The following is a 15,782-nucleotide window of genomic DNA, read 5'->3' as shown; positions in this document are numbered from 1 at the left end:
TGATAATAAAAAATGCCAGTCATACGGCGGCTGGCATTTTTAGCGGAGTATTTCGGTCTGACTCTGGGGGCGCGTTTAGGCCAGCGCCTCGCTTTCCAATGGCACAATGAGACTCGCATGGTTCCCTTTTGGCCCTTGGTGCACGTCAAAGCTGACCTGCTGGCCAGCTTTCAGCGTCCGGTACCCATCCATTTTAATCGTAGAATAATGGGCGAAAATGTCTTCGCCGCCGCCTTCAGGACAGATAAACCCAAACCCTTTGGCGTTGTTGAACCATTTAACAGTACCCGTCTCCATGCTTTTACATCCCTCGCAACGCTATTTTTAGGTGAGATGAATAACTGAATTCGTACCCGCCAGCAGCAGGTAGCAGATGAGCCTGAAAGTGGTTAAAACACCACCAGGTCACGAATTTACACTCTAGAGCAAATGATCATCACGTCAAGGGATCGGCTTTTGTCGGCAAGGGGCAGTTCATCAAAGTTTGAAGCAGGTAACGATATTGACATTGTTTGGTAACAATTTGTCAGAGATTTTTGCGCACGTTCCAGTGCGGCGGGATGATGGTGAAGATGGTAAAATAGTCATGATACCCCACTTTGAATAACCGGAACCTGTCCCCATATTAAAGGACAGAGCAGAGAAGATGAGCAGCGATGGGCAATAACAACGATTGGCTAAATTTTGAACATTTGGCCGAAGAAAAACAAATCGATGCGGTAAAACCGCCGTCTATGTATAAAGTTATACTTAACAACGACGATTACACACCGATGGAATTTGTGATTGACGTTCTGCAAAAGTTCTTTTCTTATGATATTGAACGCGCAACGCAACTGATGCTCACGGTCCACTATCAAGGCAAGGCGATTTGTGGTGTTTTTACCGCCGAGGTGGCGGAAACCAAAGTCGTACATGTGAACCGTTATGCAAGGGAGAACGAGCATCCGTTGCTTTGTACGCTGGAAAAAGCCTGATTAAGGCAATCTATTGGGGAGGTGCTTATGCTCAATCAAGAACTGGAACTCAGTCTCAACATGGCTTTCGCCAGAGCGCGTGAGCACAGACACGAGTTTATGACCGTGGAGCACCTGTTGCTGGCGTTACTCAGCAACCCTGCCGCGCGGGAAGCGCTTGAGGCATGCACAGTGGACCTGGCTGCACTACGCCAGGAACTGGAAGCCTTTATCGAACAAACCACGCCGACGTTACCTGCCAGTGAAGAAGAGCGCGACACACAGCCGACGCTCAGCTTCCAGCGCGTGTTACAGCGTGCGGTATTCCATGTGCAATCTTCCGGCCGCAGCGAAGTCAGCGGCGCCAACGTGCTGGTGGCAATTTTCAGCGAGCAGGAGTCGCAGGCGGCTTACCTGCTGCGCAAACACGACGTCAGTCGTCTTGACGTAGTGAATTTCATTTCACATGGCACACGTAAAGACGAGCCGGGCCAAGCGCCGAATGCGGAAAACCCGGTGAATGAAGAGCAGTCCGGAGGGGAAGACCGTATGGAAAACTTCACCACCAACCTCAATCAACTGGCCCGGGTGGGCGGCATTGATCCATTGATTGGCCGTGATCCTGAGCTGGAGCGTGCTATTCAGGTGCTGTGCCGTCGTCGCAAGAACAACCCGCTGTTGGTAGGGGAGTCTGGCGTTGGCAAAACCGCGATCGCTGAAGGGCTGGCTTGGCGCATTGTGCAGGGCGACGTCCCCGAAGTGATGGCGGACTGCACGTTGTATTCGCTGGACATCGGTTCGCTGCTGGCGGGTACGAAATACCGCGGCGACTTTGAGAAACGTTTTAAAGCGTTACTGAAGCAACTGGAGCAGGACAAGAACAGCATCCTGTTTATCGATGAGATCCACACCATCATCGGTGCCGGCGCGGCGTCCGGTGGGCAAGTCGATGCCGCCAACCTGATCAAACCGCTGCTGTCCAGCGGCAAGATCCGTGTTATCGGTTCGACCACTTACCAGGAATTCAGCAATATCTTTGAAAAAGATCGTGCCTTGGCCCGTCGCTTCCAGAAAATCGACATTACTGAACCGACGCCGGAAGAAACCATTCAGATCATCAATGGCCTGAAGACCAAGTACGAAGCGCACCACGATGTGCGTTATACCGCCAAAGCGGTGCGTGCAGCGGTTGAGCTGTCGGTAAAATATATCAACGATCGTCATTTGCCGGATAAGGCTATTGACGTGATCGACGAGGCGGGGGCTCGCAGCCGCTTATTGCCGATCAGCAAGCGTAAGAAAACCGTCAACGTTGCTGATATTGAATCGGTGGTAGCGCGCATTGCGCGCATCCCGGAAAAAACCGTATCGGCGAGCGATCGTGATGTATTGAGAAGCCTGGGTGATCGTCTGAAAATGCTGGTGTTCGGGCAGGATCAGGCCATTGAAGCCCTGACCGAAGCGATCAAAATGAGTCGTGCAGGCCTGGGCCACGATCGCAAGCCTGTCGGTTCATTCCTGTTTGCCGGGCCAACCGGCGTCGGGAAAACCGAGGTAACGGTGCAGTTGGCGAAGGCGATGGATATCAAGCTGCTGCGTTTTGATATGTCCGAGTATATGGAACGTCATACGGTGAGCCGCTTGATTGGTGCGCCTCCGGGCTATGTCGGTTACGATCAGGGGGGGTTGCTGACTGATGCGGTGCTCAAGCATCCTCACTCAGTGGTGCTGCTGGATGAAATCGAGAAGGCCCATCCGGATGTCTTCAACCTGCTGTTACAGGTGATGGACAACGGGACGCTGACCGACAATAACGGCCGTAAGGCGGATTTCCGCAACGTGATCCTGGTGATGACCACCAATGCCGGGGTGCGTGAAACAGAGCGTAAATCGATTGGTCTGGTTCAGCAGGACAACAGCACCGACGCGATGGAAGAGATCAAAAAAGTGTTCACGCCGGAATTCCGTAACCGTCTGGACAACATTCTTTGGTTTAACCATCTGTCGACCGAGGTGATTCAGCAGGTTGTCGACAAGTTTATCGTCGAACTGCAAGCGCAACTGGATGCGAAGGGTGTGTCGCTGGAAGTGAGCGACGAAGCGCGTGACTGGTTGTCAGTGAAAGGCTACGACCGTGCGATGGGTGCGCGTCCGATGGCGCGTGTCATGCAGGAAAACCTGAAGAAACCGCTGGCTAACGAACTGCTGTTCGGTTCGCTGGTGGACGGTGGTTCGGTCAAGGTTGAGCTGGACAAGGATAACCAGAAACTGACTTACCACTTCCTCAGCGCATCGATGCGTAAAGCGGATGAAGGTGCAGTGCACTAAGCCTGAGTCAAATAACGAAAAAGCGATGCTTCGGCATCGCTTTTTTTATGGGTGCAATCATCACCACAACAGAAATGATTGAGCCCTCTCAGTTTACCTGCGCTCCTGCAACTCGATGTTGAACGTTGCTACGGGGGTAAACGGAAAGGGCTCCGGAGGCATTACATCCTCGGTGCCGCCATCGGCTGGCGACGAGTGAGCCGATTAACGGCTACGGAAGACAATGCGGCCTTTGCTCAGGTCGTACGGGGTCAGCTCTACAGTGACTTTGTCGCCCGTCAGGATGCGGATGTAGTTCTTACGCATTTTACCGGAGATATGTGCGGTTACCACGTGCCCGTTTTCTAATTCAACGCGGAACATGGTGTTCGGCAGCGTATCAAGAACGGTGCCCTGCATTTCAATATTGTCTTCTTTGGCCATCGAATCCTCTAGGTCTAACTACCTTAGTTTTTAACCGGCAAGATAATGCCGAAAAACCCACATTATGTAAAGAAGTGTCGGTGAACATTGCACCGTTTCCGCAAAATTAGTTTGTTGGGGAGGGTGGTTCAACCTGCTGTGGGGGTAATACTTGCGGTGCCCAGCACTCTGGCGCTAACGGCTTGCGCTGAAGTTGACTGAGCTGCTGCAAAAATTGTCGTCGGGGGATCTCTCTCGCTCCCAGCGTGGCAGTGTGAGCGTTAAGCACCTGACAGTCAATCAATTCTCCGCCATAAGCGGCAAAATGCTGACAAAAAGCCATCAGTGCACACTTGGACGCGTTGGTTGTACGGCTGAACATCGATTCACCGCAAAACAGTGCGCCCTGAGCCACGCCGTACATGCCGCCTACCAGTGCGTCATCCTGCCACACTTCGATCGAATGAGCTAAACCGAGGCGATGCAGGTGCAGATAAGCGCGCTGAACCTCAGGGCCAATCCAGGTGCCTTCCTGCGGACGTTCGGCGCAGGCGGCGATGACCGCCGCGAAGTCGTGATTCAGCGTAACGCGGAAAGGATTGCTGCGCAGAAAGCGTTTCAAACTCCGGCTGATATGGCGTTCGGCAGGGAACAACACGGCTCGCGGGTCAGGTGACCACCACAAAATGGCTTCCCCCGGCGAAAACCAGGGGAAGATGCCGCGTTCATAGGCGGACAGCAAACGCGGTGCGGTCAGATCGCCGCCAATGGCCAGCAGGCCATTAGGATCGCGCAGAGCGCCCTCAGGAGAGGGAAATGCCAGTGACTGCGGTGACAGCTTAACAATGCGCATATAAGGTCTCAGCGTGCTCTACAGGCCATTTTACAGAGGTATATCACTGATACGTTGGCGAAAGCGAGCATAACGCCCCTGCAAGCCCATCAACGTAGCATGATCGCCTTGCTCGACAATTCTGCCGCCGTCCATCACGCAGATGCGGTCAAGGTGTTCTAAGCCGTAGAGACGGTGAGTAACCAGAATCAGCGTTTTACCCTGGCAGTGTTGGCGCAGCAACGCCAGGATCTGCTGTTCGGTCTCTGCGTCCAGGCCTTCGGTAGGTTCATCGAGCAACAGGAGAGGAGCTTGGTGTAACAATGCACGGGCAATGCCCAGGCGGCGCTGTTCACCGCCAGAAAGTTGGCGACCGCCATCCCCAAGCCAGGCATTCAGCCCCTCGTTCTCCAGCAACTTATCCAGGCCCACCTGCTGTAGCACTTCGCGCAACTGTTCATCAGCTGCTGCGGGCGCAGCAATGCGCAGGTTTTCACGCAGCGTATCGCTGAAGATATGAACGCGCTGGCTGACGACGGTTGTCATCTGGCGTAGCGTCGCCTCATCGTAAGAGCCCAATGGGTGTCCGTTGAGCAGCACCTGACCGCTATTGGCATTCCAGGCGCGTGTCAGCAATTGCAGCAAGGTCGATTTACCGCATCCGGTACGCCCAAGTAGCGCAATGTGCTCACCGGCGGCAATCTCCAGCGTGACGTCCTGCAACACCGGTAACGGTTGGTCGGGGTAGGTAAACGTAAGCTGCTGTAAGTTCAAGGTCGCGCCGCTTTCGGCCGCTGGGCCGTGGGCTGGGAATGTGACTTCGGGTTCTCGGTCGATCACTTGCTTTACGCGTGTGGCGGAAGCGATCACCTGCCCCAGATGCTGGAAGGCACCCGCGACCGGCATCAGTGCTTCAAACGAGGCCAGTGCGGCAAAAACAAACAGCCCAATCAAGGCTCCGGGTTGGCTGTCACCACCGACGCCTGCGGCTGTAAGCCACAGCAACAGCGTGACTGTTAAACCGCTGGCCAGGATCATCAACGCCTGTGCCATACCGCCGAGCGAAGCCTGTTGCCATTGGCGACGCTGCCAGTGTTGTTCTGTGGTATTCAGGGCTGTACGGAAGCTATCAACTGCGCCGAACACCACCAGTTCAGCCTGGCCTTGCAGCCACGCGGTCAGATCGGTGCGGTATTGACCACGCAAAGCGGTTAACTGACCGCCAATAGGTTTACCGGCACGGTAAAATACCGGGGGCACCAGTAACAGCAGCAGCAGCAGAATACCGCCCAGCGTCAGCGCCAGGGACGTATCTAACCAGCTCAGGCCGTATGTAACGACGGCAATCACCACGGCGGCACTGACCAGCGGCGAGATGACCCGCAGATATAAATGGTCCAGCGTATCGACATCGGCGACCAACCGGTTAAGCAGATCGGCCTGACGGAAGCGGGCAATGCCGCCCGGTGACAGCGGCAGGATCTTTTCAAAGGTAAACACCCGCAGGTGGGACAATACGCGGAAGGTCGCGTCATGGCTGACAACACGTTCGGCATAGCGCCCGGCCGTGCGGAAAATTGCGGCACCACGTACGCCGGCAGCCGGCAGCATGTAGTTGAAGGTGAATAGACCCGCCAACCCAGCCAAGGCTGACGCCGCGAGGAACCAGCCCGATAGCGCCAATAGGCCGATGCTGGCCAATAGGGTGACGATGGCTAAAATAATGCCCAGGCAGATCAATAGGCTGTGACGACGGTACAGTGCCAGGAACGGCAGCAAAACACGCATGATTAGAGATCCCCGCGGCGGTGTGCGATCAGGTTGGCAAACAGGCCCGGCTGTGCGCTCAGCGTGGCGTAATCGCCTTGCTGGACAATTTGCCCGCCTTCCATGACCCAAATCTGGTCGTAATCTTCGGTATCTTCCAACTGGTGCGTAACCAGCAGGGTGGTTTGCTGATGCGAAGCGGCATTCAGAGCCTGCATGACTCGACGCTCGCTGTGGGCATCAAGGCTGGCAGCCGGTTCATCCAGCAGCAGCAAACGACGAGGGCTGATGAGCGCCCGGGCCACCGCGACGCGTTGAGCCTGGCCGACGGAAAGACGTGCCGCGTTATCGCCGACTTCGGTATCTAATCCCTGTGGCAGATGCGGCAGAATTTCGCCGACGTAGGCTTGCTCTACCGCTTGCTGCAATTGCGCCTCGCTGGCCTGCGGATTCCCTAGCAGGATATTGGCCCGCAGTGTCAGTGCCGGAAGGTGTGGGTTCTGTCCTACCCAGCCAAGCTGCTGGCGCCAGCTTTCGGCGGCCAGGTCGCGCAACTCAATACCGTTGACTGTCAGCGAGCCGCGATAGGGCAGGAAGCCGAGCAGCAGATCCAACAACGAACTTTTACCGGCACCGCTCAACCCTACCAACGCAATGCGCTGATGTGGAGCAAGCGTAAAGCTCAGTGGGCCAGCCAGCAGGACGCCATTCGGCGACAGGATCTCCAGACTCTGGGCGTGCAGTTCCAGTGGCGCATCGGCGTTTAGCGTTTGCGTACCCTTGCCCATTTGTTCGCCTTCTGCACTGAGGAAGGTTTCAAGGGCTTCAGCAGCGCCCACGGCTTGCGCCTTGGCATGGTAAAAGGCGCCGAGGTCACGCAGCGGTTGGAAAAACTCCGGCGCCAGGATCAGCACCAGGAAGCCTGCAAACAAGGTGACACCGGTGCCGTAACTGCCGAAGTTAAGTTCACCAAGGAACGAAAACCCAAAGTACACTGCGACCACCGCGATGGAGATGGAGGCAAAGAACTCCAGCACGGCTGAAGACAGGAACGCCAACCGCAGCACTTCCATGGTGCGGCTACGGAAATCTTCGGACGATTTGGCGATGTGTGCAGTTTCCGCTTCAGCGCGGTTAAATAAACGCAGCGTGTCCAAACCCCGCAGGCGGTCAAGGAAATTGCCGCTCAGCCGTGCCAGCGCGACAAAGTTGCGGCGATTGGCGTCAGCGGCGCCCATACCGACCAGCGCCATAAACATGGGGATCAGCGGGGCGGTGGTCAGTAGGATCAGGCCCGCGGCCCAGTTAATCGGGAATACGGTAATCAGAATCAGCAATGGGATAAACACCGCCAGATACATCTGCGGCAGATAGCGGGAGTAATAATCCTGCATGTCCTCAATCTGTTCGACGATGATGCTGGCCCAGCTACCCGCGGGCTTGCCCTGGACCCAGGCAGGGCCGAGTTGTTGCAGTTTATCCAGTACCTGACGACGCATCCGCTGGCGGATCACCTGTCCGCAGATAAAACCAACGCGCTCTCGCAGCCAGCTTAATATCGCCCGCAACGCGAAGGTGGCGGCAAGCCAAATAAACGAAGGGATCAACTGTTCACGCGGGGTGTGTTCGATAATCAGGGCGTGGAGCAGGGCGGCCAAGAGCCATGCTTGCGCGACAATCAGCATGCCGCTTATCAGCCCTAATACCATGGAAAGGCGCAGCCAACGCTGCGCCAGGGTGCTCTGCGTTTTGAGCCAACGGGTTAACTGTTGCTGTCTGGTTTTTTTCATCAGATAAGAGTCTGCGTCGCCGGCGCCTGTTGTTACAGACAAGGTTAACGTACTGTTAAAAAAAGTGTTTGCCCCAACCTGAAGCGAACAAGTGAGGGGCAATGTTACCTCTTCACCCGGCAGACTGAAAATAATAAAGCGGTCAAATATCGGTATAACAGACGACAACAGCAGGATTATGGCACCGCTTGACTGGCCGCCTCCGCCGCCAGGGCGGTTTGCACGGATCTGCGCTGGCTAATCAGCGACATATAACGGGTTATCGATGGCCAGTATTTGAGGTCGATGGAAAACTGATCCATCCAGCGCAACACGGTGAACAGATAGGCATCCGCAACGCTGAAAGCTTCTCCCAGTAGAAAAGCCTGTTCGTCCAGCGTCTGAGCAACAAAATCGAGGCGGCGTCGCAGCGTGTCGCGAAACCGTGTTTTAACCTCTTCCGGCAGGGTTGAGTTGAACAGCGGACTTGATCCTGCGTGGATCTCGCTGGTAATGAAGTTCAGCCACTCCTGCAAACGTACCCGTTCGAAGGTCGCGTTTGGCGGGGCCAGCGCGGCCTCAGGGCGCAAATCCGCCAGGTACTGCACGATGGCAGCGCCTTCGGTGATCACCTTTCCGTCGTCCAGCATCAATGCAGCGACGTAACCTTTGGGATTAACCCGATAAAAATCTCCGCCGTCGGCGCTGCGTTTGGTGCGGTTATTAACGCGGATGAGCTCGAACGGCAAATCTAATTCCCGCAGAACGATATGGGGCGAGAGGGAACAGGCATCGGGCGCAAAATAGAGTTTCATGGGGATATTCCTGAGGCAAAAAGCGACATCGCTTGCCCGTCAGAATGCCGTCGGCGCTGTCGACAGAAAAATTAGAATCTCAGAAACCCGATATCAGCTCAGCTACTGACGGGCAGCGGCAGATGATCTTGTAGATAGTGCAACAACGTTTGCACTGGCGCAGAGCTTGTGCCGGTGAATGAGCAAACCAGGCCAAAATGGCGATAAAGTGGCGCGCTGAGCGGCAGGGCGCAAATGCCTGGCGTATCGGCAGGTATTACCGATGCCGGCACCAGCGATACGCCAATTCCTTCACACACCAGCGTCAGTGCCGTGTTCCAGTCACTGACGGTGACGCGAACATCCGTCAGGGCCAAACCTGCCTGCTGCGCCAGCAACTGGGCATTGAGCTGGCAACCGCCGGTGGCTAATACAAACGGCTGTTTGACCAGTTCGCTGAAATCTACTGGCTGGCGGCTTCTGGCCAGCGGATGAGCCGTGGCCGTCACGGCAAGCCATAGGTCTTTTCCCAGCGGAAAGCTTAGCCGTTCCGTTTTCGGATTCAACACGACGCCAATATCGGCAGCTTCCAACGCCAGCCAATTTTCGACTTCCAGATCGGTGCCTTCCAACTGAATCAGTTCAATGGCGGGAAAGCGGCGGTTAAATTTGCGCAGCAGCGGGGGTAACAACAGAGCAAATGCTGAAGGGAAACTGGCCAGGCGTATTTTGCCGGCGAACGCACTTTGCGCCTGCAGTGCGTAGTGCTGGATAGCAGTGAGTTCGGCCAGCATGGCGCGGGCATGGCTGACGATTTGCTCACCGCTTTGCGTTAGCGTAATGCTATGCGGTAGTCGGACCAACAACGGAGTATTCAATGCCTCTTCCAACTGAGCGATGGCCTGGCTGGCGCCGGACTGAGTCATGCCACATTGATTTGCCGCCAAGGTGATTTTGCCGCTATCGGCCACGGCGACCAACAGACGCCAGTGGAGAAGATTTTGCATCGAACACCCGCCTGATTTTGTTTTAAATACAAAAAAAGCGGCTAAGGTAGCCGCTTTTCAAGCTGACACGCTGTGCCGTTACAGCACTTCTGCGTTGGCGATGCCGTCCAGGTAACGCTCAGCATCCAATGCCGCCATACAACCGGTACCGGCGGAAGTGATCGCCTGGCGGTAGATGTGGTCCATCACGTCGCCAGCGGCGAATACGCCAGGAATGGTTGTCTGGGTAGCATTGCCGTGAATACCGGACTGCACTTTGATATACCCGTTCTCCAACTCCAACTGACCACCGAAAATGCTGGTGTTCGGGCTGTGACCGATGGCGATAAACACGCCGGCCAACGCCAGTTCCCGTGTTTCGTTCTCTTCTTTGGTGCTGCGGATACGTACACCGGTAACGCCCATTTCATCGCCCAGCACTTCGTCCAGAGTATGGTCGGTATGCAGTACGATATTGCCGCTTTTCACCTTTTCCATCAGTCGGTTGATCAGGATCTTCTCTGAACGGAAGCTGTCACGACGGTGAATCAGGTGAACTTCGGCTGCAATGTTGGACAGATACAGCGCTTCTTCAACGGCGGTGTTACCGCCGCCGACGACCGCGACTTTTTGATTGCGGTAGAAGAAACCGTCGCAGGTTGCGCAGGCGGAAACGCCTTTGCCTTTAAAGGCCTCTTCAGTCGGCAGGCCAAGGTAACGGGCCGATGCGCCAGTGGCGATGATCAGTGCATCACAGGTGTATTCAGCACTGTCACCAAACAGACGGAACGGACGGTTTTGCAGATCAACGCTGTTGATGTGGTCAAACACAATCTCGGTCTGGAATTTTTCTGCATGCTCGCGCATACGCTCCATGAGCGCAGGGCCAGTCAGACCTTCGGCATCACCTGGCCAGTTTTCCACTTCAGTAGTGGTGGTCAGTTGACCGCCTTGTTCCATACCGGTAATCAGTACCGGGCTCAGGTTGGCGCGCGCTGCATAAACTGCGGCGGTGTAGCCAGCCGGGCCGGAGCCCAGAATCAATAATTTGCTGTGTTTAGCCGTGCCCATGAATAACCTCTTTTCCCACAATGGCGGACAATGGATCCGATTGTAGGGAAAATGCCGCATTAAAAAAAGCGTCAGGGGATGTTGTTAACGATTTGTTTGATAGTCATTGCCTATTAATTATTGTTTTGCTGCTAAATCGAGCGTAAAACGCAGCAATTTAACTTATGGAAAGGGCTTACTGCGATATTGGGTGCACATAACGGGAAACAGCACGTTAAGCGGGTTTAGGTGCCTTCTCTGCGGGGTTTTTAAGCCAGCGATTCATAACTAAAAACGGGGTGCTAACTTTTCATGACGGTACGTTCTTCTGATTTTGCTTCTTTTACTTTGACAATCCGCTGCGCATTTGCGAAAACATCATAGGAAGAAGAAATTATCCCCAAACCTGCAGTAAATCGTACGTATTTACGGCGTTGGCGCAGAGTTTTTCGCCGTAGCTGAAACCTTGTACAGCAGGTGAGAGGATATCGCGCAGGCGAATTGCAAATTTCTTCTTGCGATTAACGTCATTTAAACACCCTGTGCAGGGTTTGACAGACAGACTGCACAACGGTGGATGATGGTAGTGAAGCATATGACAGGCATCGGGTCTTCGCTTGGAACGAACCCTTACACATTGACGTTGGCTAGGGTGTGGCAAGTGCAGGGAAGAAAATAAGAGAGACAATAATAATGGCAGACAATAAGAAACGCCCGGGTAAAGATCTCGACCGTATCGACCGCAATATCCTGAACGAGCTGCAGAAGGATGGGCGTATTTCGAACGTTGAGCTTTCGAAGCGCGTGGGGTTATCTCCAACACCATGTTTAGAACGCGTGCGCCGCCTCGAGCGCCAGGGTTTTATTCATGGCTATACCGCTTTGCTCAACCCGCATTATCTGGATGCGTCACTGTTGGTCTTCGTGGAAATCACGTTGAACCGCGGCGCGCCAGATGTGTTTGAGCAATTCAACTCAGCAGTGCAGAAGCTTGAAGAAATTCAGGAGTGTCATCTGGTGTCTGGTGATTTCGACTATCTGTTGAAAACCCGTGTACCTGATATGTCTGCTTACCGTAAATTGCTCGGTGAAACCTTGCTGCGTTTGCCGGGGGTTAACGACACCCGTACCTACGTAGTCATGGAAGAAGTGAAACAGAGTAACCGTCTGGTTATCAAAACACGGTAGGGTGCAGGTGCAAAACCTGATTAAATTGGTTACACTCCTGTTTATTCATACAGTTTCGGCGCCGGGGAAGCTTCTCGGCGCTGTTGCTATGTCAGCTAACAGGAACCTGGAGAGCCTTTCTTGAGCCAGGAATATACAGAAGATAAAGAAGTTACCTTGAGAAAACTCAGCAGCGGTCGCCGTTTGCTCGAAGCTGTGTTGATCGTGGTGGCCATTTTTGCCATTTACCTCATGGCTGCCTTGGTCAGTTTTAATCCATCTGACCCAAGCTGGTCGCAGACCGCGTGGCATGAGCCGATTCATAACCTGGGCGGTGGCGTCGGGGCCTGGATGGCCGACACGCTGTTCTTCACCTTCGGGGTACTCGCTTATGCGATACCACCGATCATGCTCATGTTGTGCTGGGCGGCTTACCGTCAGCGCGGCAACGGCGAATACATCGACTATTTTGCGCTTTCATTGCGCCTGATCGGCACGTTGGCGCTGGTGCTCACCTCGTGTGGCCTGGCGGCATTGAATGTCGACGATCTCTATTACTTCGCTTCCGGCGGCGTTATCGGCAGTTTGCTGAGCAATGCCATGCTGCCGTGGTTCAACGGCATCGGTGCAACCTTAGGGCTGCTGTGCGTCTGGGCTGCGGGGCTTACGTTGTTTACCGGTTGGTCTTGGCTGGTGATCGCCGAAAGAATCGGCGGCGCGGTGCTGGGTACGGCGACCTTTATGACTAACCGATCACGCCGTGAAGACCGTTATCACGACGACGATGACCGTTATGTCGAAGAACACGCCGAACCTGCACAGAAAGAAGCCGCGCTTGCTGTGGGCGCGACTGCGGCGGCGGCCAATGCGGCGGAAGACGACGTGTTGTTCTCTGCGCCTTCCGTAGCGGAAACCGCCAAGTTGGCGGCAGAAGCAGAAGATGCACAGGATCCCTTACTCAGCGGCTTGCGGGCTAATGATGACGATCCTGCTGATGCCGTACCCGTTGCACCAGCGGTAGCCAGTACGCCGGTTACTGCGGCTCCTGTCGTAGCACAGGCACCGTCGGTTACCGTGGCGCCGGCTGCACCCGCATCGGTGAATCAACACCCAATGAGCAGGGTAGAGGAAAACGCGCCACCGCCATTGTATTCGTTCGAGATCCCTGAAGAGACACCGGCGCCGACGTTGACGCGTTCGGCGGATACTTGCCAGGACGAGGATAATGAACCGCGCTTGGGCAACTGGGATGTTCCGGCTGCATCACCGGCGCACGAACGCTCCCCGTTCGATTTTTCTGCCGCCCAGCGTGATAGCGCAGACATCAGTGCTCCGGCTGGTTTCAGTGCCGTTGAACCTGCCGTTACGCCGTTTGGTAGCGTGAAACCTCAGGCTCCTGTCGCTGCAACTGCGGTAGCGGGTGCTGTCGCCGCCAATACGTTTATGCCGGCATTTACCGCTACCAGTGAGGCTAACTCGCAGGTGAAACAAGGCCTTGGCCCTGAATTGCCACGCCCGAACCCTGTACGCATTCCTACCCGGCGCGAACTGGCCTCTTACGGTATCAAGTTGCCTTCACAGCGCATTGCCGAACAGGAACAGCGTAGCCGTGGGGATGACGAGCCATTGCCGAACGCCGAGAGTCTTGCGCCAGAGCAGGATGATGAAGCCTTGCAGGAAGCCGCGTTGCGCCAGGCGTTTGCCGAACAGCAAAATCAGCGTTATGGCGAGGAATACGCGCAAGATAACCAGGACGATGAGGCGGCTCTGCAGGAGGCCGCACTGCGTCAGGCCTTTGCTGAACAGCAAAGCCAGCGCTATGGGCAACAAGAAGCTACACCGTCAGCACAGGCAACCACGCCGGTAGACACGCGCAATGCGTTTGGTTTCTCGCCGATGGATGATTTGGTTGATGATGGCCCCGTTGAACCCTTGTTCACCTTGTCGCCACAGCTTGAAGACCGTATTGAGCAGCAAAGCGAACGTGAAGATGATGTGCCGTTCGGCCAGTTTGAGCCTGCAGCGCCGGTTTATCAGCCGCAAGCTCAGCCGCAGACACCGCCGGTACAACCGTACCAACAGGCTTACCAACAACCGCAGCAGCAATCGGCCACTCAGCAACAGCAACCGGCTTATCAGCAACCTGTCGCGCAACCGGCACCAGCCGCACCGCAGCAGCCAGCGATGGATAGCCTGATCCACCCGTTCCTGATGCGTAATGATATGCCGCTGCAAAAACCAACCACGCCGTTGCCGACGTTGGATCTGCTGACGGAAGCCCCGAAAGAGGTTGAGCCGGTAGATACCTTTGCGTTGGAACAAAAAGCGCGCTTGGTCGAAGCCAGCCTCGCCGATTACCGTGTGAAGGCCGACGTGGTTGATATCCTGCCAGGGCCGGTCATTACACGCTTTGAGTTGGATCTGGCTCCGGGTGTCAAGGCTGCACGTATTTCAAATCTGTCTCGCGATTTGGCGCGTTCATTGTCGACCTCAGCGGTGCGTGTGGTTGAGGTGATCCCCGGTAAACCTTACGTTGGGTTGGAACTGCCTAACGTCAAACGCCAAACCGTCTATCTGCGTGAAGTGCTGGATTGCCCCGCGTTCCGTGATAATCCATCGCCGTTGGCCATCGTATTGGGTAAAGACATTTCCGGTGAACCTGTGGTGGCAGATCTTGCGAAAATGCCACACTTACTGGTCGCAGGGACGACGGGTTCCGGTAAATCGGTAGGGGTCAATGCCATGATCCTGAGCATCTTGTATAAAGCCACGCCGAAAGAAGTGCGCTTTATCATGATCGACCCGAAAATGCTGGAACTGTCAGTCTATGAAGGTATTCCACACCTGCTGACAGACGTGGTAACTGACATGAAAGACGCTGCCAACGCATTGCGTTGGTGCGTCGCCGAGATGGAACGCCGTTACAAGCTGATGTCTGCGCTCGGCGTGCGTAATTTGGCCGGTTATAACGAACGTGTCGACCAGGCAGAGGCGATGGGACGCCCAATCCCAGATCCGTTCTGGAAACCAACAGACAGCATGGACATCACCCCACCGGTATTGGAAAAAGAGCCTTATATCGTAGTGATGGTGGACGAGTTTGCTGACTTGATCATGACGGTCGGTAAAAAGGTTGAGGAGTTGATTGCTCGTCTGGCGCAAAAAGCGCGAGCTGCGGGGATCCACCTGGTGCTGGCAACTCAGCGTCCGTCGGTGGATGTGATCACCGGTCTGATCAAGGCCAACATCCCAACCCGTATCGCCTTTACCGTGTCCAGCAAGATTGACTCGCGTACCATCCTCGATCAGGGCGGTGCTGAATCATTGCTGGGTATGGGTGACATGCTCTATCTGGCGCCTAACTCGTCTATTCCTGTCCGTGTACACGGTGCATTTGTGCGCGATCAGGAAGTTCATGCCGTGGTTAAGGATTGGAAAGCGCGTGAGCGACCTCAATATAAAGAGGGTATTCTTAGCAGCAGTGACGACGGTGAGGGCGGTGCTGGTGGCGGTCTGGACGGTGATGAGGAGTTGGATCCGTTGTTTGATCAGGCGGTAGAGTTTGTGGTGGATAAACGCCGCGCCTCTATTTCCGGTGTACAGCGCCAGTTCCGTATCGGCTATAACCGCGCCGCGCGCATTATCGAACAGATGGAAGCGCAGGGCATCGTCAGTGAGCAAGGGCACAATGGCAACCGCGAGGTGCTGGCACCGCCACGGCATGACTGATG

12 protein-coding genes are annotated in these 15,782 nt (G+C 55.1%); 4 read left to right on the top strand and 8 right to left on the bottom strand.

Annotated features, from left to right (window positions below; all coding sequences use genetic code 11):
• Positions 1 to 75: 75 nt before the first annotated feature.
• Entirely contained in the window at positions 76 to 297 is a 222-nt protein-coding gene (gene cspD / locus AC2FC2_RS00565; protein ID WP_004942590.1) for a cold shock-like protein CspD, read from the bottom strand.
• A 359-nt stretch (positions 298 to 656) separates the two neighbouring features.
• Here cspD and clpS point away from each other — a divergent pair, with 359 nt between their 5' ends.
• Positions 657 to 977, top strand: coding sequence for an ATP-dependent Clp protease adapter ClpS (gene clpS / locus AC2FC2_RS00560; RefSeq protein WP_004928347.1), 321 nt, complete (start codon positions 657 to 659; stop codon positions 975 to 977).
• Between the two features lie 27 nt (positions 978 to 1,004).
• A complete protein-coding gene (clpA, locus tag AC2FC2_RS00555) occupies positions 1,005 to 3,284 on the top strand; it encodes an ATP-dependent Clp protease ATP-binding subunit ClpA (RefSeq protein ID WP_209632541.1) in 2,280 nt (759 codons plus the stop codon).
• Positions 3,285 to 3,488: 204 nt separating this feature from the next.
• On the opposite strand, the gene infA is transcribed toward clpA, so the two are convergent.
• The 7 genes from infA to trxB all read right to left on the bottom strand — a co-directional run bounded on the left by infA (position 3,489) and on the right by trxB (position 10,905).
• Positions 3,489 to 3,707, bottom strand: coding sequence for a translation initiation factor IF-1 (gene infA, locus AC2FC2_RS00550; RefSeq protein WP_002211347.1), 219 nt, complete (start codon positions 3,705 to 3,707; stop codon positions 3,489 to 3,491).
• Between the two features lie 106 nt (positions 3,708 to 3,813).
• Positions 3,814 to 4,539: a leucyl/phenylalanyl-tRNA--protein transferase gene (gene aat / locus AC2FC2_RS00545; RefSeq protein ID WP_490658526.1), complete on the bottom strand. Its 726-nt coding sequence runs from the start codon at positions 4,537 to 4,539 to the stop codon at positions 3,814 to 3,816.
• 30 nt (positions 4,540 to 4,569) lie between these two features.
• Positions 4,570 to 6,306: a heme ABC transporter ATP-binding protein/permease CydC gene (gene cydC, locus AC2FC2_RS00540; RefSeq protein WP_490658525.1), complete on the bottom strand. Its 1,737-nt coding sequence runs from the start codon at positions 6,304 to 6,306 to the stop codon at positions 4,570 to 4,572.
• Positions 6,307 to 6,308: 2 nt separating this feature from the next.
• Complete coding sequence (cydD, locus tag AC2FC2_RS00535; RefSeq protein ID WP_490658524.1) at positions 6,309 to 8,075, bottom strand: heme ABC transporter permease/ATP-binding protein CydD; 1,767 nt, start codon at positions 8,073 to 8,075, stop codon at positions 6,309 to 6,311.
• Positions 8,076 to 8,251: 176 nt separating this feature from the next.
• Positions 8,252 to 8,869 carry a glutathione transferase GstA gene (gstA, locus tag AC2FC2_RS00530; protein WP_490308744.1) on the bottom strand — a complete coding sequence of 206 codons (618 nt, stop codon included), beginning with the start codon at positions 8,867 to 8,869 and terminating at the stop codon, positions 8,252 to 8,254.
• 98 nt (positions 8,870 to 8,967) lie between these two features.
• Positions 8,968 to 9,855: a LysR family transcriptional regulator gene (locus tag AC2FC2_RS00525; protein WP_490658523.1), complete on the bottom strand. Its 888-nt coding sequence runs from the start codon at positions 9,853 to 9,855 to the stop codon at positions 8,968 to 8,970.
• A 78-nt stretch (positions 9,856 to 9,933) separates the two neighbouring features.
• Positions 9,934 to 10,905, bottom strand: coding sequence for a thioredoxin-disulfide reductase (trxB, locus tag AC2FC2_RS00520; protein ID WP_209632547.1), 972 nt, complete (start codon positions 10,903 to 10,905; stop codon positions 9,934 to 9,936).
• 672 nt (positions 10,906 to 11,577) lie between these two features.
• Here trxB and lrp point away from each other — a divergent pair.
• Both lrp and AC2FC2_RS00510 read left to right on the top strand, forming a co-directional pair.
• Positions 11,578 to 12,072: a leucine-responsive transcriptional regulator Lrp gene (gene lrp / locus AC2FC2_RS00515; RefSeq protein ID WP_004928318.1), complete on the top strand. Its 495-nt coding sequence runs from the start codon at positions 11,578 to 11,580 to the stop codon at positions 12,070 to 12,072.
• Positions 12,073 to 12,192: 120 nt separating this feature from the next.
• Positions 12,193 to 15,780 (top strand): DNA translocase FtsK 4TM domain-containing protein, encoded by a 3,588-nt coding sequence (locus AC2FC2_RS00510; protein ID WP_490658522.1) that lies wholly within the window; start codon positions 12,193 to 12,195, stop codon positions 15,778 to 15,780.
• Positions 15,781 to 15,782: the final 2 nt, after the last annotated feature.

It is taken from the genome of Serratia sp. CoH_122_TC_1 (assembly GCF_058191755.1).
The sequence above is the reverse complement of the archived record's forward strand: the minus strand, read 5'-3'. Positions and strand labels throughout refer to the sequence as shown.

Excerpts from the sequence above, each read along its gene's own strand:
- cspD (WP_004942590.1), bottom strand. The coding sequence starts at position 297 with ATGGAGACGGGTACTGTTAAATGGTTCAACAACGCCAAAGGGTTTGGG.
- clpS (WP_004928347.1), top strand. The coding sequence starts at position 657 with ATGGGCAATAACAACGATTGGCTAAATTTTGAACATTTGGCCGAAGAA.
- clpA (WP_209632541.1), top strand. The coding sequence starts at position 1,005 with ATGCTCAATCAAGAACTGGAACTCAGTCTCAACATGGCTTTCGCCAGA.
- infA (WP_002211347.1), bottom strand. The coding sequence starts at position 3,707 with ATGGCCAAAGAAGACAATATTGAAATGCAGGGCACCGTTCTTGATACG.
- aat (WP_490658526.1), bottom strand. The coding sequence starts at position 4,539 with ATGCGCATTGTTAAGCTGTCACCGCAGTCACTGGCATTTCCCTCTCCT.
- cydC (WP_490658525.1), bottom strand. The coding sequence starts at position 6,306 with ATGCGTGTTTTGCTGCCGTTCCTGGCACTGTACCGTCGTCACAGCCTA.
- cydD (WP_490658524.1), bottom strand. The coding sequence starts at position 8,075 with ATGAAAAAAACCAGACAGCAACAGTTAACCCGTTGGCTCAAAACGCAG.
- gstA (WP_490308744.1), bottom strand. The coding sequence starts at position 8,869 with ATGAAACTCTATTTTGCGCCCGATGCCTGTTCCCTCTCGCCCCATATC.
- AC2FC2_RS00525 (WP_490658523.1), bottom strand. The coding sequence starts at position 9,855 with ATGCAAAATCTTCTCCACTGGCGTCTGTTGGTCGCCGTGGCCGATAGC.
- trxB (WP_209632547.1), bottom strand. The coding sequence starts at position 10,905 with ATGGGCACGGCTAAACACAGCAAATTATTGATTCTGGGCTCCGGCCCG.
- lrp (WP_004928318.1), top strand. The coding sequence starts at position 11,578 with ATGGCAGACAATAAGAAACGCCCGGGTAAAGATCTCGACCGTATCGAC.